The organism is Streptomyces sp. NPDC020801 (genome assembly GCF_044334385.1).
Lineage (GTDB): Bacteria > Actinomycetota > Actinomycetes > Streptomycetales > Streptomycetaceae > Streptomyces.
In genome coordinates this window covers 80,271-99,393 of sequence record NZ_JBIRST010000008.1, presented here as the reverse complement: position 1 = coordinate 99,393, position 19,123 = coordinate 80,271, and the positions used below count along the sequence as shown (strand labels likewise).

Sequence of the window (19,123 nt, the reverse complement as noted above, 5' to 3'; positions counted from 1 at the left end):
ACGGGCAAGGTCCACAGGCATTCCGAGCGGGCGGGATTCGGGTCCAGCAGACTCCTTGGCGCGCAGTCAGCACCCGGCGGTCCTCGCCTTGTCAGGGCGCGCTCCTGGAAAGCCGCCTCCCGGGTGGCTGGGGCCGCGGGCCGTGCGACGAGGGGCTCGACGGCGCGGTGTTGCACAGCGCATCGGCAGTCGGTATTCGGCGGTCCGCATCAACCACCGCTCTCGAACCTTTCCTTGGGTGGACAGCCGCGCGGCGGCCGCGGAAGCGGATGCGGCTGCCGCCCAGGCGCCTTTCTCCGCCTGCTGTGCGGCGAAGCCGATGAGTGCCTCCGCGAGATCCTCGTCCGGTGCGACGGCAGCATGTACTCGATGCTGCAGCGCGACATGCTGATCGTCGGAGCGGGCGGCCGCCAGGTGGTGCAGGCGCGAGCGTTCGGCCGGGTCCAGCCCGCGATAGACAGCCGCCCGCAGCAACGGATGCGGAAAGGCGACGCCGGGCATGGCACCGGAGGGATCCTCTTCCAGGAGTTCGTGGGCCATCGCCTCCGCCAGCGCGCCCAGCGGGTCCGCTACCGCACCTACTTGTACCGCGTGGTGAAGGGGGCTGGACATGCCGAGGACGCTGGCGGCTTCGACCAGGTGGCGTGCGGCGTCGCTGCACCGAGCGAGCCGCGTGGTGACAAGCTGTTCGTATCGGCGGGGAGCCGGCAGGAGGGCGTCGCCACCGAGGACGTCCGCGGGATGCTGCCTCAGAAGCGCCTTGGTGTGCAGCGGGTTTCCGCGCGTGTGTTCCCGCAGCCGGGCAATGGCCCAGCGGGGGAGGACCGATGGTCCAGAGCGTTGTTGAGCGCGACAACGTCCGCGAGGCTGAGGCCCTCCAGTGTCAACGCCAGCGTGGTGTCGTCGTGGAGGATGCGGTGCAGCCCTTGCGGCAACCGGGGATCATTGACGTCCCGTGTCATCAGCACGGCCAGAACCCGGTCCCTGCGCAGTCGCCGCAGCACAAAAGTGAGTGCGTGCAGTGAGGGCGTGTCCGCCCAGTGGACGTCGTCGATCAGTAGCACCACCGAGGCCTGGTTCTGAAGCTGCCCCAGGGCGTCGAGGAACAGGGCGCCGACCGCGATCGGGACCTGGGGCGCGACGCTGCCCGGCATGCTGAGGGCCGGCTGCCGCAGCGCTGCCGGTGCGTCGGGCAGTTGTGGTGCCAGTTGCGCGAGGAGTCCATAGCTCAGCTCCGTCTCGAGTTCTTCGCCGCTGGCCTTCACCACGCAGCAGTCCGAGGCGACGCTGGACAGGAAGCACCGGGCAAGTGTGGTCTTTCCGATCCCGGCAGGCCCGTCGACCAGGACGACTTGGGGCGCGCCACGGGCCGCCGTGTCCAGCCGGTCCTTCAGGCTGCTCAGTTCCCTCTCCCTGCCCAGGAACAGGGACTCGGGGGTCTGCTCGGGCCTCTGCGGCGACAAATCGGCTCCTCGCTGGGTCCGCGTGCTGGTGAATCGCGGGGTCGGTCACCCTTTACACCGTCACGCACCGGCTCCGGCTGGAGGTTCTTCACGGCGGGCTGCTTCACTCGACCGAGTGATCTGATCAAGTCACTTGCACTGCAGGTGAGTTGATGCTGCGGGTGTGAGAGGGGCGGGGGCGTGCCTGTTTCCGGGAGCGGGTACCGGATGGGTGCCGGCGGAGGTTCGATGGTGCTGGAAGCCCGTCGGCGCGCGTTGTGACCAGTCGTGGTGGCGTCTCCGGGTGACCCGTCGGAGAGGCCCTGTGCCGCTGGGCGCGCTACGTTGAGTGACGAGCTCCTGCGCCCGCCGTCAGGCCCGCAGTCGGCTGGACTGGTTTCCTTCTCGTCTGCCAGCAATGATGTTGCTGTGGCGGCTGTCGGCCCGCCTGGGCGCGCGGCGGCGGTCCGCCGGCCCGCTGGGCATGGTCACGGTCGTGCCCTGCGGTGATCCGCAGCCGATCGCCCTCGTCGTCGTCGATCTCACGGACGTGTACGCGTTCTGCCACCCGCACAGCGTGACGGCCGCACGCTGCCCAGGACAGGACCGGGGCGGCGCGTCACATCAAGCGCCGGCGCAAACCGGTTCCGCGGTCGTCGTGCGCAGGACCACGTCGACGCGCCGGCCGAGAGGACATTGGTGAACGCGGACCTCGTGGGCCAGGAACTCGACAATGGACAGCCCGCGGCCGTGCTCGTCCAGGTCGCTGTCCTGGGAACGTGGCGACCGGGCCGGGGAGCCGGAGTCCGTCACGGAGATCCGCAGGACTCCGGTGCGCAGCGACAGGTGAACGGTCATCTCGCGGCGGCCGTGCTGAGCGGCGTTCGCGGCGAGTTCGGTCACGATGAGTTCGGCGGATTCCCGGTCGCCGGAGGGGAACCGCCACTGGGCCAGGATTGCCCCGACGCAGCGGCGCGCCACCGGCACCGAGGGGATCTCGGCAGGCAGCGCCAGGACGGCCCGGCCACCGGAGGCGGTGGGCCGGAAGCCACGGGGAACGAAGGGCGGCTGTGTCTGTTCCCGGAAGCCGGCCGGTGAGGAAGCGGGCCGGGCCGTCCGGTGGGACGCGGCCGTGCGAGGCCCGGTGGACCAGTGTCTCTCCTTGCGGAGACCGGCAGTGCTCATGGGGGGGATGGGTATGCGCATGGTCGGCTCTGGGGCTGATGGGAAGGGGCATAGCTTTAGCGGTCCTGGTCACTGCGACCCCGCTGACACTAAGCGGATCCGTGGCGCTTCGTAGCTGGGCGTCGGGACATGGCCGCCCCTCCTTTCGGAGGGGGATGCACGTGCTGCCGGAGTACGGGCGCGGGGCCGGAAACCAGGTGCCCGGCCCCGCTGACACCACCGCCTGCGCCGATGCGGTGGCCGTCGTGTGTCCCGGTGCGCCGATCCGCCGGGTCACTCCGTCATGTCAGTCCCGGTCGGCAGGGGCGGCTCCGCGGCGACACGCTGCCACTCCTCGTCGGTGAGGACCCGGGACCGGAGCAGGAAGCGCACGCCCTCGGGCGCTTCGAGGGAGAAGCCGCTGCCCCGGCCGGGCACCACGTCGACGGTGAGGTGGGTGTGCCGCCAGTACGCGTACTGGTCGGCGCTCATCCAGAACGGTGTGTCCCCGGCGACCTCGCCCAGCAGGACGTCCGCGCCGCCGACCCGGAACTCGCCGCGCGGGTAGCACATGGGTGCGCTGCCGTCGCAGCAGCCGCCGGACTGGTGGAACATCAACGGACCATGGCGGGCCGTGAGTCGATGTACCAACTCCTCCGCGGCATCTGTCAGTTCGACTCGCGTCACCCGGGTACCCATCAGAAGAAACCGAGCTTCTGCTCCGAGTAGCTGACCAGGAGGTTCTTGGTCTGCTGGTAGTGGTCGAGCATCATTTTGTGGGTTTCGCGGCCGATGCCGGAGCCCTTGTAGCCGCCGAAGGCCGCGTGGGCCGGGTAGGCGTGGTAGCAGTTGGTCCACACGCGGCCGGCCTTGATCTCGCGGCCGAGGCGATAGGCGAGGTTGCCGTTGCGGGACCAGACGCCCGCGCCGAGGCCGTAGAGGGTGTCGTTGGCGATCTTGATGGCCTCGTCGGGGGAGTCGAAGGTGGTGACCGAGACGACCGGGCCGAAGATCTCCTCCTGGAAGATCCGCATGTCGTTGGTGCCCTTGAAGACGGTCGGCTCGATGTAGAAGCCGCCCTCCAGACCGGGCACTCTGCGCTGGTTGCCGCCGGTGAGGAGTTCGGCGCCTTCCTTCTTGCCGATGTCGATGTAGGACAGGATCTTCTCGAACTGGTCGTTGCTGGCCTGGGCGCCGATCATGGTCTGTGGGTCGAGCGGGCTCCCGCCCTTGATGGCCCGGGTGCGCTCCAGGACGCGGGACATGAACTCGTCGTAGATGGAGGAGGCGATCAGGGCTCGGGAGGGGCAGGTGCACACCTCGCCCTGGTTCACCGCGAACATCACGAAGCCCTCGACGGCCTTGTCCAGGTAGGCGTCGTCGGCGGCCAGCACGTCGGGCAGGAAGATGTTCGGGCTCTTGCCGCCCAGCTCCAGGGTGACCGGGATGATGTTCTCGGACGCGTACTGCATGATCAGCCGGCCGGTGGTGGTCTCACCGGTGAAGGCGATCTTGGCGATGCGCCGGCTGGAGGCGAGCGGCTTGCCGGCCTCGACACCGAAACCGTTGACCACGTTGACCACACCCGGCGGGAGCAGGTCGGCGATCAGTTCGATGACCTTCAGCAGGCTGACCGGTGTCTGCTCGGCCGGCTTGATGACCACGCAGTTGCCGGCCGCGAGAGCGGGGGCGAGCTTCCAAGTCGCCATCAGGATCGGGAAGTTCCACGGGATGATCTGGCCCACCACGCCGAGGGGCTCGTGGAAGTGGTAGGCGACGGTGTCCTCGTCGATCTCGCCGACGGTGCCCTCCTGGCCGCGCACCACGCCCGCGAAGTAGCGGAAGTGGTCGACGGCGAGTGGGATGTCGACGTTCAGAGTCTCCCGGATGGGCTTGCCGTTCTCCCAGGTCTCGGCGACAGCGATCTTCTCGAGGTTCTCCTCGATGCGGTCCGCGATCTTGTTGAGGATGTTCGCCCGCTCGGTGACGGAGGTGCGGCCCCAGCGGTCGGCCGCGGCGTGGGCGGCGTCCAGCGCGAGCTCGACGTCGGGGGCGGAGGAGCGGGCGACCTCGCAGAACACCTTGCCGTCCACCGGCGACGGGTTGTCGAAGTAGCGGCCCTGTACCGGGGCCACCCAGTTGCCCCCGATGAAGTTGTCGTAGCGGCGGGCGAAGTCGACGATGCTGCCTTCTGTTCCTGGCTGCGCATACACCATGGCGGCTCTCCTCGGAGGTGTGGCGAGTGCGGTGGTACGGACGGCCCTGGGCCGCCGCGATGCCGCTCACTGTGGGCCCCCGAGGTTGGCGCGAGGTTGGTACGGCACGGGTGCGCGCCGTCCTCGACCACGCTCGTTTCGCGGCTCTCCGCGGCGACCGCGCCCCCATGTGCCGCACGCGATCTCGGTGACCGGGCCGGCCGCGAGGCGCCGGAACAGCCGTGGCGTCAGTCGCGCAGCGCCGTGCTCAGCCGGCCGGTCGCGATCGCGCGGCGGGTGTCGCCCTGACCGAGCAGGCGCAGCGCGTGTTCGTGCACCTCCGCGTCGTACGGGGCGCGCTCGCCGTAACGCAGGGCGTGCTCCGGGCGGGTGCTGGCCAGCACCGCCTCGCGGACGGCCACCTCCAGGTGCGTACGCCACTCCTCGATGCCCGGCGCCGCGGAGCGGGGCAGAAGCGGGCCGCGGTAGAGACGCAGGGCGGTCTCCGCGTCACCGTTCTCCAGGGCGCGCAGCACGTCGACGGCGTCGCAGGACACGGGTGTGGTCAGGGCGTAGCGGCGGGTGGCGATGCCACCACCGAGGGCCCGGCGCAGGTGGGAGATCTCCGCCTTGAACGTGGAGGCGGTGACGGGCCGGTCGCCGTACAGGGCCTCGCGGAGTCGCTCCGGTGAGAAGCCGTCCGGTTCGAGGGCGAGCAGAGTCAGGATCTCCAGCTGCCGGGGGCGGAGGGCAAGCGGCCGCTCCTCGCGTACGGCCCGGTCGGCGCCCAGGCAGGTCAGGCGCACCTGACCCGGGGTGCCGGGGGTCCGGCGGGGCTGCTCGGTGCGGAGCCGGGCCTCGACGGCGGACACCAGCGAACGAACGGTGGACATGGCCAGAGGGTTCGAGCGGTCCCAGGTGGTGGACATGTCCAGGACGCCCAGGACGCGTCCGTCCGGGCCGTGGACGGGAGCGCAGTAGCAGACCCACCCGTGCAGCGCCGTCACCAGGTGCTCGGCGGAAAAGATGGAGCTGGGACGGCCGGTGCGCAGGGCGAGGGAGAGGGCGTTGGTGCCCATGGCCTGCTCGTCCCACCGTCCGCCCGGTGCGAAGTTGACCTTCTCGGCTCGGCGTCGCATCGTCTGACCACCGCACGTCCACAGGATGGTCCCGGACTCGTCGGTGATCGCGGTGACGAACCCGGCGTCGTCCGCGATGCTGCGCAACTCGTCGGCGAGGTCGTCGACCGGCCGGCGCAGCGGCGAGCCCGCCCAGCGGTGGTGCACCGTGCCGTCGTCGGCGACCGGCGCGCTGTCCCGGCCCGGGTCCACGCTGCTCAGCGAGCGCGCCCAGGACTCGGTCACCTCGTGGCGCAACGCCTCGGCGCCGCCCGGTGTCGGCACGGCTGTCCCCAGCCGCGGCACCAGGCGGGACCACTCGGTTTCCAGCGTGGCCCTGCGCCGCCGGAGGTCACTGCGTTGTGACATCTACTTTCCCCTGCCGTCGAACGGGGGCTATCGGATATTGTCCGCGAGGACTTGCCCGGCGCAGCTGACCGGCCGGGCCGGTTTCCCTCTTCGTTCGGGCAGGTCACCTGCCCGAACGGACAGGTGACCTGCCCGGACAGGCGCGCCTAGCCTGGACTCTCGGACCAACGACAGTGTTATCGGCCAATCAGGCGGTAAAATCAAGGTTGCAGCCGCATTGCGGGTTGCGCCCTTTGGAGGTCGGATGTCGCTCGTGTCGGGTGCCGTGATGACCGGTACCAGCGATCCTAGCGCCGACTGGGGCCGGGACGAGTGCCAGTGTGAGCTGCTGGGGCCTCAAGGGACGGGCGTGGATGCTGTCCGCCGGACGGCTCGGTTGGCCAAATTCCATGTGCCCGAGATCGTCTTCGGGCCCGGTTCACTGACCGAGCTCGGGCACTGTGCGCTGCGCCTCGGCGGCCGCCGCCCGTTCCTGGTCACCGACCCCGGGCTGATGGAGACGGGCTGGACGGACGAGGCGGTCGGACATCTGCGGCGGGTGGGCCTGCGGCCCGTCGTCTGGTCCGACGTCACTCCGAATCCCAAGGATCACGAGGTGCAGACCGCCTTCGAGAGGTACGCGGAGAGCGGCTGCGACATGATCGTCGGAGTGGGCGGCGGCTCGGTCATCGACGCGGCCAAGGGCGTGGCGATCCTGTCCGGCAACGGCGGGCGCATTCTCGACTACGAGGGTGTGGACCAGGTCGTCCAGCCCATCCCGCCCACCGTGATGGTGCCGTCCACATCCGGCACCGGGGCGGACGTGTCGCAGTTCGCCATCATCACCGACACCACGCAGCGCATCAAGATCAGTATCGTCAGCCGCACGCTGGTTCCGGACATCTCGGTCATCGATCCACGCCTTCTGACCACCATGCCGGACTGGCTGAACGCCGCGACCGGTCTGGACGCTCTGACCCACGCCATCGAGGCGTTCGTGTCCCGGGCACACAACCCCCTGACGGACAATCATGCGCTCCACGCGGTAGAGCTGATCACCAGCAACCTGGTACGGACCCAGGTGCAGCCGAAGAACTTCGGTGCCCGGCTCGCCATGGCCCAGGCCGCCCTGGAGGCCGGGATGGCCTTCACCAACGCGATCCTGGGCGCGACCCACGCCATGAGCCACCAGGTCGGCGGGCTGCTGGACGCCCCGCACGGCGTGGTCAACGGGGTCCTCCTGCCGCACGTCATCCGGTTCAACGCCGAGACATGGCCGGAGCGGTTCGTCGCGCTGGGCGCGGCGGCCGGCCTGCCGACCGACGGGGTTACGCCGCACGAGGTGGCCGACCGGCTCGCGGACCTGGTGCGCGCGCTCGCGGACGACCTCGGCGCCCCGAAGAGCCTGGCGAGCCTGGGGGTCGCCGAACGTGACGTGCCCGTGCTGGCCCGCACCGCGCTGAAGGACGCCTGCATGGCCACCAACCCCCGCGACGTCGGCCTGCGGGACGTCGAGAAGCTGTTCCGCGAAGCCCTGTGAGGCGATCCGAGTGAGCGTCCCCGAACGGTCCTCCCAGGCCGCCGACCTGGGTGTGCTCACCGGGCTGAGGTCCGGCAAGCGGTCGTTCTACCCGGCGTACGTCCGCTCGGCCGAGCGGCTGGAGCGGACGGTGGAGGCGCTCGACGGGATCTCCCGGGCTCTGGTGCGCACCGCGGAGGGCCCGCGTGCCTTGGTCGAGGCCGTCGTACGGACGGCGGCCGAGCATCTGCAGGCCCGCTGGCTGCTGCTCGCCGTCGCGGACGGGGCGCTGCGCGCGGCCCGACCGCGATTCCTGCTGTACGCCGACGACGTGCTGATCGACAACGAGACCCGGGTGCCCGCCGAGGTCCGGGAGCATCTGGCTGTGCTGCGCAGCCGCCCCTGGGAGGCCGGCACACCGGGCCGGGGCCGCGACTGGGTGCGTGCGCCGATGACCCTCGACGACGAGCCGGTCGGCGGGATCGCGGCGGCGCCGGGTCCCGGTGTCGAGGTGGCGGACACCGATCTTGCGATCCTGCGGGTCCTGGCCAACCAGGCCGCGGTGGCACTGCACCACACGTTCCTGTTCCACGCGGCGACCACCCTGCGGGGGCGGACCGAGGAACTGGCCGAGGCGGCCGAGAGGCAGGCCCGGGACCTGGCCGCGCGCAGCGCCGAACTGGCCGAGACGCAAGCACGGCTGCTGGACGCGCTGCAACGGCAGGCGCTCGACGACGAGCGGCGCCGCATCGCGCGCGAACTGCACGACAGCGTCTCCCAGTACGTGCTCAGCGCGGGGATGACCGTCGAGGTGTGCCGGGCGGAGCTGGAGGCGCTGGGCGGATCGGCCGCGGACATCGCCGAGCGGCTGGCCGGCGCCAAGGACCTCAACCGGCAGGCCGTGGAGCGGTTGCGCGCCGCGATCTACGCCCTCCAGCACACGACGCAGGACCCTGCGGGGCCGCTCCCGGTGATGCTGGAGCGGCTGTCCACGGTGCACCTGACCACGGCCGGCCTCGACGTACGCGTACAGGTGACGGGCAGCCCGGTGCCCTTGCCGCCGGAGACCGATCAGTCGGTCCTGCGGCTGACCGGCGAGGCCCTGTTCAACTCCGCCACGCACGGCAAGGCCGGCCGGGCTCAGGTGCGGCTGCGGTATCTGCCCGAGGCCGTCGTGCTGACCGTGTCCGACGACGGTTGCGGCGATCCGGCCCAACTGCGCCGGGCGCTGCGGCTGTCCAGGGCCACCGATCTGGCCGGCCGGCACCGCGGACTGGCGAACATGGTCGCCCGGGCGGAGGAGCTCGGCGGCCGACTGTCCATCCGCCGGTCGGGCATGGGAGGCGTCCTGCTGCGGGTCGACATCCCGCTGCCGGTGAAGCAATCCTCAGGAGGCACTGGATGACCACTGAACAGCGAGCCATGGCGCAGACGCAGGTCCAGCGGATCGTCCTGGTCGACGACCACGCGATCGTCCGGCATGGTCTCAGGTCGATTCTGGAGCGCGAGAGCGACTTGGAGGTGGTCGGGGAGGCGAGTTCGGCCACCGAGGCGGCCGCCGTCGTCGAGCGGACCAACCCGTCGGTCGTGCTGCTCGACCTGAAGCTGTCCACAGCGGCCGACACCGAGGGCCTGGATCTGTGCGCCCTGCTGACCCAGCGGCACCCGGACCTGGCGGTGCTGGTGCTCACCACGTTCCTCGACGACTCCCTGGTGGTCGAGGCGATCCAGCACGGCGCACGCGGATACGTCGTCAAGGACGTCGACACCACCGAGCTGCTGTGCTCCATCCGCGCGGTCGCCCGTAACGAGAGCGCCTTCGACTCGCACGCGGCGGCGGCGATGGTGCGGTCGATGCGTGTGCAGCCGGACCGGCCGAAGTTCACCGAACGGGAGCTCAAGGTCGTCCGGTTGCTCGCCCACGGGCTGAGCAACCGGGAGATCGGGGCCAAGCTGTACATCTCGGAGACCACGGTGAAGTTCCACGTCCGCAACATCATGCGTAAGACGGAGGCGGGCAGCCGTGCCGAAGTCGTGTACGAAGCGAGCAAGATGGGCGTGATCTGAGACCGGAGGAGGAGAGGGCCGGGACCGGCGGAGACCCGTCCCGGCCCGCTCCCTCAGGTCAACCGCCCAGGGCCGGACGGCCGAGCGGCAGCCCGCGTCCTCCCGTGGCCAGCGACGTCACGTGGACGAAGAGGTAGAACCCGACCGCGACGAAGGCGAAGACGGTGTACCCGCCCGCCGTCTGCAGTGCGCTGGAACCGTTCAGGGTGGCGGACAGGACCAGTGCGAGTGCCGCGTCGATCAGGACGAACAGCACGGTGAAGGCGCTGGGCAGACGCAGCGTGCTCACGGTCAGCAGCACGATGGTGGCCAGCCAGGAGATCAGGAACAGGGCCTGGGTCCTGGTCGCGGTGGCCGCCGTGACGCCGAACCAGCCGTGGATGAGCCCGAGCACGAGAACCGCGTAGCTGAGCCAGAACCCGGTGAAGACACCGAAGATGGCCGCGACGGCACTCTGCCCGAGTGCGGCAGCCCAGACCGCGGCGATCAGCTGGCCGAGCGCCGTGGCCGCGAGGATGATCGCGACCGGTGCTCCGGCGGCGCCGGCCGGAAGGTAGCCGACCAGGGTCAGCCCGAGCGCGATCGAGCCCACGACGAAGGTGGGCACGCCGATCAGCGCCGGATCCCCGTCCAGCGGTCCCGGCGCGGCCTGCGGCCGGGGGCTGGCGTGCGCGGCGGCGGCAGCGGCGGCCGCGCCCGCCTCGTTCGTTTCCGGAAGGGACATGAAACGCTCCTTTGCGTTGCTGTGCTTTTTCGGGCGGCGCAGCTCATGGGTCACGGACAGCGGAACGGACCGGGACGAGAGGGGCTCGGGCCGGGCGAGGCTCGGGCCGGGCAGGGCAGGGCCGGGGTCAGCCCGCGTCGAGGACCAGCCAGCCGCCGTGGTACTCAGCGACGGAGAACCGGTGGCCGGTGCGGCGGCCCAGTTCCGCGAGCTGGTCGGGGTCGAAACACCGCACGTGCCCGTACGCCGCCGTGGGCTCGTTCTCGTACGGCACGGCCACCACGACCCGCTGCCGGGCCAGACGCAGCGCCTCCTCCACGACGGCGTCGCCGTGCCCGGGATCGAGGTGCTCCAGGACGTGGATGACGGTGACGGTGTCCACCGAGCCGTCCGGCAGGGGCACCCGCGCCGCGTCGCAGGCCAGCGTGGCCACCCGCAGACCCCGTGGGCGGGCCACGGCGTCCAGCAACCGCATGGTGCCCTGCGCCAGGTCCGAGGCGATCACCGGGGGCATGTGCCGTTCCCGGACTCCGTCCGGAGCGGCCCCCTCCTCGCTTCGCTCGGCGAGCAGCAGGGGCAGGAAGCCGAAACAGGAGCCCATGTCCAGCACCGTGCCCGGGGCGATGAGGTCCAGCGTCCGGCGGTAGACGGGAGCGAACCCGGCGATCGACGAGTGACCGGCCGGCGTCGGTGTCTGCCAGTACTCCCGGATGCGGGCCAGCGTGTTGTCGTAGAACGTGGTCCAGGCGGGGAGCGCTCCGTCCACGCAGGAGCGCACGACCCCGGTGAAGGCGCGCTCGAAGATGCCGCTGCCCGACAGCCAGCCGGGAGCGAACAGCTCCTCGGCGAGCAGACCGGCCAGGTCGTTGTCCAGCTGCTCGGGACGCAGCGAGTGGCTCAGCTCGACACGGCGGCCGCGGCGCCGCAGGGTGAAGTGCTCGGTGCGGACGATCGGCTGCGGTGTCGCGGCGCCGGCCAAGGGGCTGTCGCGTATCACCCGGACCAGTTGGTCGGCGTACGCGCCGCTCGGGCACGGTGCCAGGGGGTCGATGCGGTGCGCGGCGATCGCGCTCCGGAGGCTGGGGACGCTCATGACGACGGCCCCCGGTGCTTGCGCAGACCCATGTTCATCGTCCGGTCACCTCCATGGCCATCCGGTGAGCGGTGTGCTCAAGACCGGCGAGGTCGGCGACCACCTGGACGCGGTCGCAGTATTCGGCGTAGAGAGGCAGGTCGCAGGCGCCCAGGCCCCAGGAGAACCGGGGCTCAGGGGTCAGCCAAATCGTCTCCCGCACCCTGCGGGTGATCTCCTCGAAGGCGGCCAGCCCAGGGGGGTTGCCGTTGCCGCGTCCGTCGCCCAGCACCAGCAGGGTGGTACGGCGGCCCAGGGCGGTGGCGTGTCCGGCGAGCAGCAGCTCGAAGGTCCGGCCGTAGTCGGAGTTCGCGTCCACGTCGAGCAGGCCGCCGGACGGGAGGCCGTCGAAGACCAGGCCGAGTGCCCGTTCCAGGGGGTGCTCGGTGAACAGTTCGGTGATCTCGTTCGGCTCGTCGACGAAGGCGAAGGAGCGGACCTGCCCGAAGAGCGACTGCAGTCCGTGCACCAGGTGCAGGGTGAAGCGGGCGGTGGCCCGCACCGACAGCGAGACGTCGGTCAGGATCACCAGGCGGGGCCGGTCCTCGGCGCGGGTGACGGTGACCGGCCGGAACGGCACGCCGTCGTAGCGCATGTTGCGGCGCATGGTGCGGCCCGGGTGGACCCGCCCGCGCGGCGTGTCGCGCCTGCGGCTGGTCAGCGCGCCGTGCAGGGAACGGCCGATGCGCCGCAGGGCCTCCTCCAGTTGGGCGCGTTCGTCCTCGTCGACGGGTTCCGCGCGGGCGCGTTCGGCGATCTGCGTGGACTCCACGGCCGCGGACTGGAGTTCGGCGAGGCGGTCCAGGTGGCGCTTCAGCAGCTCGGGCAGACTGTCGATGACACCTGCCAACTGCCGGCGAAACGCGCTTCCGAGTTCGTCGGGGTCGTCGGGATCCTCGGCGAGCCAGCCGAGCAGGGCGTCCTGCTGGGCGATGGTCAGTGTCGTGTCGATCGGGTGCCCGGCCGCAGCCGCGAGCTGTCCGGGGACGCCGGCGCCGTGCAGCCGCTCCGTCTCCAGTTGTACGGACGGGGCGCCGGCTGCGTCGGTGCCGCCGTCCTTGGACAGCACGATCTCGTCGGTCATCGAGGCCAGGTCGAGCTTGTTGGCCTCCTGGTGCAGGTTGTACTGCTGGGCCAGGTCCTGCTGGTCGAAGAAGTCGCGGATGTCGTCCGGCCTGCCGTGGCTGTGGCCCTGCCGTGGGGTCTCGGACGGCTCGTCGGAGACGGTGTACGACTCCAGTTCGCCGGTGTCGGTCAGGTCGTCGTGCTCGTGGCTGTGACCGTGTCCGCCGGGTTCGCCGGCCACCGGGCGCAGTGAGAAGAAAGCGGCGAACAGCTCGTCGAACAGCTCGTCGTCGCGGCGGTCCTTCACCAGCGTCATGCGCAGAGCCTCACGCAGCGTCTCGCGCCCGCCGAGTACGCCCGGCTGGGCGGCCGCGCGCATGGCGTCCATGGCCTCCGACACGCCCACCCGCAGCCCGAACAGCCTCAGCACACGGACGAATCGGTGCACACCGGCTTCCATATCAGCCTCCTCCGTCCCGTGTCAGACCGCACGACGGCGGGTGATGGCGGCGAAGGCGCGGGCACCCTGACCGGCGCCGGGTGCGGTCCGGCGCGTGGGGCCGGGGCCCGGTGCGCCGTAGTAGCCCTCGTCGTGACGGCCCTGCTGGTCCATGTCCGCCCTGAGCGCCCGGCCGTCCACCTCGTGACGGTGGTCGTGGTCGTGGTGGTGCCCGTCGTGGTGGTGATGACGGCCGTGCCCGTCGTGGTGGTGGCCCGGCTCGGGCAGGGTGCGGTTGGGATCGACGAGACGAGGCAGGACGTCCCGCGCGCGGCCCAGGTCACGCTCGTACTTGAGGGCGACGTTGGCGGTGTCCGCGAGCACCTCGGCATCGAGCTCCTCGACGCCGAGGACGGCGAGGGTGCGGGCCCAGTCGACGGTCTCGGAGATGCTCGGGTTCTTGCGCAGCTGCAGCTCGCGCAGGCCCCGTACCACCTCGACCAGGTGGCGTGCGGTGGCTTCGGACAGCCCGGTGTCCTTGGAGCGCAGGATCTCTAGCTCGCGCTCGGCATCGGGGTAGTCGAGGAAGAGGTGCAGGCACCGGCGCTTGAGCGCGGCCGACAGGTCGCGGGTGTTGTTGGAGGTCAGGACGACGTACGGCGGAGTCTTCGCGGTGTACGTGCCGACCTCGGGGACCGACACCTGGAACTCGGCCAGGCACTCCAGGAGTACGGCCTCCAGCGCCTCGTCGGCCCGGTCGACCTCGTCGATCAGCAGCACCGCGGGCTGCTCGCCGCGGACCGCCTCCAGCAGAGGGCGCGGGGCGAGGAACCGGTCGGAGAAGAACACGCTGTCCTGCTCCTCGATGCTCTGGACGGCCGAGGCCAGGTCGGGGGCGTCGGCGGTCAGTTCGCCGATCTTGTCCCGCAGCATCTGCGTGTACAGCAGCTGTTTGCCGTAGTCCCACTCGTACAGGGCGCGGCTTTCGTCCTGGCCCTCGTAGCACTGCAGGCGCAGCAGCCTGCGCCCGGTGGCGGCGGCGAGCGTCTTGGCCAGCTCGGTCTTGCCGACACCGGCCGGGCCCTCCAGGAGTACCGGCTTGTCGAGTCTGGTCAGCAGGAACACGGTCGTGGCGAGCCGGCGGTCGGCGATGTAGCCGTGGGCGGCGAAGCGTTCGGTGACGTGCTCGACCGAGGCGAACTCGGCGGGATGGGCGGGTGTGGCGGGCACGGGTCCTCCGTCGGGGCGAGGAGAGGCATGGCGTGACGGGAAGGGGCGGCGGGGCGGGAGACGGTGAGGGTCGTCCGTTCCCCCGCCCCGGTCGGGAAGCGCTCGGCGCAAGCGGCTCAGCCGAGCAGGTCGTCCAGGTCGCCGTTCATGCAGTGCTCCACGACGGGCCGGACGGTGTCGAACGTGCACTCCTTGGCATTGCCCGGAGTGCAGGCGTCACCGAGGACGTGGTTCGTGATGCGGGCGATGTCGGCGGTGTCGCCCTTGATGACCTTGGCCTGCTCGTAGAACTTGGTCGGGCCCTGGCCGAGCCGGTTCTTCGAGTACGTGTCCTGGTGGACGTCGGTGAACTTCTCCGGGATGCCGACGTCGCGCAGCAGCCGGATGCCCGCGGCGAGCGCGGCCTCCGCCGCCTGGACCTTCGTCATGCCGTGCGTGTCCACGCCCATCGCCTCGGCGATGTCCGCGAAGCGCTCGTACTGCGCCGGCATGTTGAAGGCCCACACCCGGGGCAGTGCGATGGCGTTGTTGAGCCCGTGGTGAGTGTCGTAGAAAGCGCTGATCGCGTGCGAGACGGAATGGATGATGCCCAGGCCACCGGAGTTGAACGCCTGCGCCGCGATGTACTGCGCGTACATCATGCCCTCCCGCCCGGCCAGGTCCTGGCCGTTCCACACCGCCTGCCGCAGGTGGCGGGCCGTCAGCCTGATGGCGTGCAGCGCGTTGCCCAGCGATGGTTGGAAGTCGAGCCGGGAGACATACGGCTCGGAGGCGTGCGCCAGCACGTCGAAGCCGCACTGCGCGGTGTAGTCGAGCGGGCAGTCGTAGTACAGGGTCGGGTCGTCGATGGCGAGGGTGGCCACCGCGGCGTCGTCGAAAGCGACGTACTTGTGCGGGTTGTCGGGGTCGGTGGTGGTGTCGGTGATGACATACGCCCACGATGTCTCCGAGCCCGTGCCCGCCGTCGTCGACACCGCGATGTGCGGCGGGTTCTTCGGGTTCTCGGACTTGTTGAAGCCCTCGAAGTCATTGACGTTGCGGCCGTCGTGGGCCACCGAGATGCGGGCGCCCTTGCACGCGTCGTGCGAGGAGCCGCCGCCGATGGAGACGAAGGAGTCGCACTTGTTCTCCTGGTACAGGGCCACGGCGTCCATGACGTTGTAGTCCTTCGGGTTCGACTCGACCTTGTCGTACACCACGACCTCCAGGCCGTGGTACCTCATCGACTCGACGATCTTGTGCACGGTGTCACTGCCCCGCAGACCCGTGGTCATCACCAGCGTGCGCCGGAACCCGAGCTTCTGGGCCTCCGGACCGATCAGCTCGTGGGCTCCCGGGCCCATCAGCGCCCGCGGGAAGGGGTGGAATTCCTTGATCGGAAACGGCTTGAGAAGTTCTTCGACCTGCATGATCGTGACTTTCCTCTCCGCGCGGTGGGCCGCGCTTGCTGCGTCGACTGCTCCGTTGCCGGCAGCGCAGATGTCCGGGTGGAGCACGAACGCGCCGAACGATTGCGGCGTGCATCACCCTCCGGGAACGTGCACCGGTGCGACACCGGCCGCTCGGACGGCGGCCGGGCACGGACGGAGGGGATGTGTCCTGTCCGATCGGACGGGGCGAGGGCCGCTGACCAGCGCTGGACGCGGCGTACCTGTCCGACCGGGCAGGGCGAGGACGGCCGAAAGCAGGGCGAGACGCGGGGCCGCCCGGCCTAGCGTCGAGTGGTGTCCGGCCCAGGGGCCGTGGCACGGATCCCCCCCACACCCTTCCCGCCCTTTGCTCCAGGAGGAGTGCCATGCACGCAGTGCAGGACGAGACCCGTACCGACCAGAAAGAAGCCGCCGCCGAGGGCGCCGTGGACGACGTGACCGAGGACGTCCTCGTCGAGGAGGTCTCCATCGACGGCATGTGCGGCGTCTACTGAGCCGGCCGGCCGCCATGCCCACCCCGTTCGACGTGGCCCGGCCCTACCGGCTGAGCCCCTGTGTCGCTTTGCGCCCCGAGCCGTTCGGGGCACTGGCCTACCACTTCGGCAACCGCCGGCTGTCGTTTCTCAAGGTGCCCGAACTGGTCGAGCTGGTGAGCGGATTGAACCAGCACGCCAGTGTCCGGGAGGCGTTGGCCGGCGTGCCCGAGCGGCGCCGAAACGCCTTCCGGCACGCGCTGGCCGCGCTGGCCGCAGCCGACGTGATCATCCCCCAGTGACTTCAGCGAAGCGGAGCCGCAGCCGTGACCGTCACCCTTCCCCAAGCTCTGAACTCCGTTCGAGCAGGGCAGACCCCGACCACCGCTCCCGTACCCGCCCTCGTCGAGCAGTTCAAGGGCGGGTTGTCCGCTCCGATCTGCCTGACCTGGGAGTGGACGTACGCGTGCAACCTCTCCTGTGTGCACTGTCTGTCCTCCTCCGGGCGGCGCGACCCGGCGGAGCTGTCGACGGGTGAGATCAAGTCCGTGATCGACGAACTGCAGCGCATGCGGGTCTTCTACGTCAACGTCGGCGGAGGCGAGCCCACGGTCCGCCCCGACTTCTGGCAGTTGCTGGACTACGCGATCGCCCACCAGGTCGGGGTGAAGTTCTCCACCAACGGGCTGCGGCTGACCGAGGAGCGGGCGCGACGGCTGGCCGCCACCGACTACGTCGACGTCCAGATCTCCCTGGACGGCGCCACTCGCGAGGTGAACGACGCGGTGCGCGGCCGGGGATCGTACGACATGGCGGTGCGGGCGATGCAGAATCTCGCCGCCGCGGGTTTCACCGACTTCAAGATCTCCGTCGTGATGACCCGTCAGAACATCTCGCAGCTCGATGACTTCGCTGCCCTGGCCGACCGCTACGGCGCACAGTTGCGCATCACCCGGCTTCGGCCCTCCGGCCGCGGCGCCGACGTCTGGGACGAACTGCACCCCACCGCCCGGCAGCAGCGCGAGCTGTACGCCTGGCTCGTCGACCACGGCGAGAAGGTACTCACCGGCGACTCCTTCTTCCACCTCAACGCACTCGGCTCGGAGCCCCTGCCCGGGCTGAACCTGTGCGGAGCCGGGCGCGTGGTCTGCCTGATCGATCCGGTGGGCGACGTGTACGCCTGCCCGTTCGCCATCCACGACGCCTTCAAGGCGGGCAACGTACGTACGCCGGGTGGTTTCGAGCGGGTGTGGCGCGACTCCGAGCTCTTCGCCGATCTGCGCCGGCCCGCCTCCGGCGGCGCCTGCTCGGGCTGTTCGGCGTACGACGCCTGCCAGGGCGGCTGCATGGCCGCGAAGTTCTTCACGGGCCTGCCGCTGGACGGCCCGGACCCCGAGTGCGTCAAGGGCCACGGCGCCACCGCCCTCGCGGCTGTCGACCGCACCGCACTTCCGACTCAGGGCAACGACCACTCGCACCGCACCGTGCCCCTGGGCATGCCCGCCGTCCGGACTCTCCGACCCGACCGCTTCTGCGACGAGAGCCCGCTGGCCGGCGCCGACCTGAGCGGTGTCCACGCCCCGCACGACGAGAGAGGAACGTCATGAGCAAGTGGATCGAGACGGTCGCGGAGGCCCGGCGGCTGGCGAGGAAAAGGCTGCCGAAGTCCGTCTACAGCGCGCTGCTCGCCGGCTCCGAGCAGGGCGTCTCCTACGACGACAACACCGCCGCCTTCGCCGAGCTGGGCTTCGCCCCGCACGTGGCCGGGCTGTCGGCCAAGCGCGACCTGGCGACGACCGTCATGGGACAGCAGATCGCCCTGCCGGTGATCATCTCCCCGACGGGCGTACAGGCCGTGCACCCCGACGGAGAGGTGGCCGTCGCCCGTGCCGCGGCGGCGCGCGGCACCGCGATCGGGCTCAGCTCCTTCGCCAGCAAGCCGCTGCCCGAGGTGGTGGCCGCGAATCCGCGAACGTTCTTCCAGATGTACTGGATGGACTCAAAGGACGCGATGCGGCGGAGGGTCGAGTACGCCCGCGAGGCCGGCGCCAAGGGGCTCGTCGTCACCCTCGACTGGTCCTTCTCCTACGGCCGCGACTGGGGCAGTCCGAAGATCCCCGAGCGGCTGAACCTGAAGGCCATGGCGCAATTCGCACCGGAGGCGCTCAGCCGCCCGCGCTGGCTGTGGGACTTCGTCAAGTCCCGGAGCCTTCCGGACCTGACGACCCCGAACCTCGCCGAGTCCGGCCACGACGCGCCCACGTTCTTCGGGGCGTACGGCGCCTGGATGCAGACTCCGCCGCCCTCCTGGGACGACGTGCGCTGGCTGCGCGAGCAGTGGGACGGTCCGTTCCTGCTCAAGGGCATCTGCCGGGTGGACGACGCCCGGCGCGCGGTCGACGCCGGAGTCACCGCGATCTCGGTGTCCAACCACGGCGGCAACAACCTCGACGCCACCCCGGCGCCGATCCGTGCCCTGCCCGCCATCGCGGACGCGGTGGGCGACCAGGTCGAACTGCTGCTGGACGGCGGCGTCCGGCGCGGCAGCGATGTCGTCAAGGCCCTGGCGCTGGGCGCCCGGGCCGTGATGATCGGCCGTGCCTACCTGTGGGGCCTGGCGGCGGGCGGCCAGGCCGGCGTGGAGAACGTCCTGGACATCCTCAGCAGCGGTATCGATTCCGCACTGCTCGGCCTCGGACGCTCGTCCGTCCACGAACTGACCCCGGACGACCTGGTGGTGCCGCCCGGGTTCACCCGCACCCTGGGCGCGGTCTGAC

18 protein-coding genes are annotated in these 19,123 nt (G+C 70.6%); 7 read left to right on the top strand and 11 right to left on the bottom strand.

Features of this window, described 5'->3' with window-relative positions; all coding sequences use genetic code 11:
* Positions 1-66: 66 nt before the first annotated feature.
* The 6 genes from ACH4UM_RS18290 to ACH4UM_RS18265 all read right to left on the bottom strand — a co-directional run bounded on the left by ACH4UM_RS18290 (position 67) and on the right by ACH4UM_RS18265 (position 6,288).
* A complete protein-coding gene (locus ACH4UM_RS18290; RefSeq protein WP_398179839.1) occupies positions 67-612 on the bottom strand; it encodes a hypothetical protein in 546 nt (181 codons plus the stop codon).
* A 137-nt stretch (positions 613-749) separates the two neighbouring features.
* Positions 750-1,463 carry an ATP-binding protein gene (locus ACH4UM_RS18285; protein WP_398179836.1) on the bottom strand — a complete coding sequence of 238 codons (714 nt, stop codon included), beginning with the start codon at positions 1,461-1,463 and terminating at the stop codon, positions 750-752.
* Positions 1,464-2,066: 603 nt separating this feature from the next.
* Positions 2,067-2,627, bottom strand: a complete 561-nt coding sequence (locus tag ACH4UM_RS18280) for an ATP-binding protein (RefSeq protein ID WP_398179833.1) — start codon at positions 2,625-2,627, stop codon at positions 2,067-2,069.
* Between the two features lie 273 nt (positions 2,628-2,900).
* Positions 2,901-3,305, bottom strand: coding sequence for a DUF779 domain-containing protein (locus ACH4UM_RS18275; protein ID WP_398179830.1), 405 nt, complete (start codon positions 3,303-3,305; stop codon positions 2,901-2,903).
* Entirely contained in the window at positions 3,305-4,822 is a 1,518-nt protein-coding gene (gene adh / locus ACH4UM_RS18270; RefSeq protein WP_398179827.1) for an aldehyde dehydrogenase, read from the bottom strand. Before adh ends, ACH4UM_RS18275 begins: the two co-directional genes overlap by 1 nt.
* Positions 4,823-5,049: 227 nt before the next feature.
* Positions 5,050-6,288, bottom strand: coding sequence for a transcriptional regulator (locus ACH4UM_RS18265; protein ID WP_398179824.1), 1,239 nt, complete (start codon positions 6,286-6,288; stop codon positions 5,050-5,052).
* A 376-nt stretch (positions 6,289-6,664) separates the two neighbouring features.
* Between ACH4UM_RS18265 and ACH4UM_RS18260 the strand changes: the two genes are divergently transcribed.
* Genes ACH4UM_RS18260 through ACH4UM_RS18250 form a run of 3 tightly spaced genes read left to right on the top strand, consistent with a single transcriptional unit; the run spans position 6,665 to position 9,853 of the window.
* Positions 6,665-7,807, top strand: coding sequence for an iron-containing alcohol dehydrogenase (locus tag ACH4UM_RS18260; RefSeq protein WP_398179821.1), 1,143 nt, complete (start codon positions 6,665-6,667; stop codon positions 7,805-7,807).
* Positions 7,808-7,817: 10 nt separating this feature from the next.
* Positions 7,818-9,191, top strand: coding sequence for a histidine kinase (locus ACH4UM_RS18255; RefSeq protein ID WP_398179818.1), 1,374 nt, complete (start codon positions 7,818-7,820; stop codon positions 9,189-9,191).
* Positions 9,188-9,853, top strand: coding sequence for a response regulator (locus tag ACH4UM_RS18250; RefSeq protein ID WP_398179815.1), 666 nt, complete (start codon positions 9,188-9,190; stop codon positions 9,851-9,853). Before ACH4UM_RS18255 ends, ACH4UM_RS18250 begins: the two co-directional genes overlap by 4 nt.
* A gap of 58 nt (positions 9,854-9,911) precedes the next feature.
* On the opposite strand, the gene ACH4UM_RS18245 is transcribed toward ACH4UM_RS18250, so the two are convergent.
* From ACH4UM_RS18245 to mdo, 5 genes are all read right to left on the bottom strand, one after another.
* Entirely contained in the window at positions 9,912-10,577 is a 666-nt protein-coding gene (locus ACH4UM_RS18245; RefSeq protein ID WP_398179813.1) for a GPR1/FUN34/YaaH family transporter, read from the bottom strand.
* Positions 10,578-10,704: 127 nt separating this feature from the next.
* Positions 10,705-11,670, bottom strand: coding sequence for a mycofactocin oligosaccharide methyltransferase MftM (mftM, locus tag ACH4UM_RS18240; protein ID WP_398179810.1), 966 nt, complete (start codon positions 11,668-11,670; stop codon positions 10,705-10,707).
* A 34-nt stretch (positions 11,671-11,704) separates the two neighbouring features.
* Positions 11,705-13,234: a VWA domain-containing protein gene (locus ACH4UM_RS18235; protein WP_398179807.1), complete on the bottom strand. Its 1,530-nt coding sequence runs from the start codon at positions 13,232-13,234 to the stop codon at positions 11,705-11,707.
* Positions 13,235-13,255: 21 nt separating this feature from the next.
* Positions 13,256-14,443: an AAA family ATPase gene (locus tag ACH4UM_RS18230; RefSeq protein ID WP_398179804.1), complete on the bottom strand. Its 1,188-nt coding sequence runs from the start codon at positions 14,441-14,443 to the stop codon at positions 13,256-13,258.
* 116 nt (positions 14,444-14,559) lie between these two features.
* The gene (gene mdo / locus ACH4UM_RS18225; protein ID WP_398179801.1) at positions 14,560-15,852 is read right to left on the bottom strand and encodes an NDMA-dependent methanol dehydrogenase; all 1,293 of its coding nucleotides are present in this window, start codon (positions 15,850-15,852) and stop codon (positions 14,560-14,562) included.
* Positions 15,853-16,238: 386 nt separating this feature from the next.
* Between mdo and mftA the strand changes: the two genes are divergently transcribed.
* The 4 genes from mftA to mftD are packed head-to-tail and all read left to right on the top strand — an operon-like array spanning position 16,239 to position 19,122.
* Positions 16,239-16,367 (top strand): mycofactocin precursor MftA, encoded by a 129-nt coding sequence (gene mftA / locus ACH4UM_RS18220; RefSeq protein WP_398179798.1) that lies wholly within the window; start codon positions 16,239-16,241, stop codon positions 16,365-16,367.
* 14 nt (positions 16,368-16,381) lie between these two features.
* Positions 16,382-16,648, top strand: coding sequence for a mycofactocin biosynthesis chaperone MftB (mftB, locus tag ACH4UM_RS18215; RefSeq protein ID WP_398179795.1), 267 nt, complete (start codon positions 16,382-16,384; stop codon positions 16,646-16,648).
* A gap of 24 nt (positions 16,649-16,672) precedes the next feature.
* Complete coding sequence (mftC, locus tag ACH4UM_RS18210; protein WP_398179792.1) at positions 16,673-17,953, top strand: mycofactocin radical SAM maturase; 1,281 nt, start codon at positions 16,673-16,675, stop codon at positions 17,951-17,953.
* Positions 17,950-19,122, top strand: coding sequence for a pre-mycofactocin synthase MftD (mftD, locus tag ACH4UM_RS18205; protein ID WP_398179789.1), 1,173 nt, complete (start codon positions 17,950-17,952; stop codon positions 19,120-19,122). Before mftC ends, mftD begins: the two co-directional genes overlap by 4 nt.
* Position 19,123 lies beyond the last annotated feature (1 nt).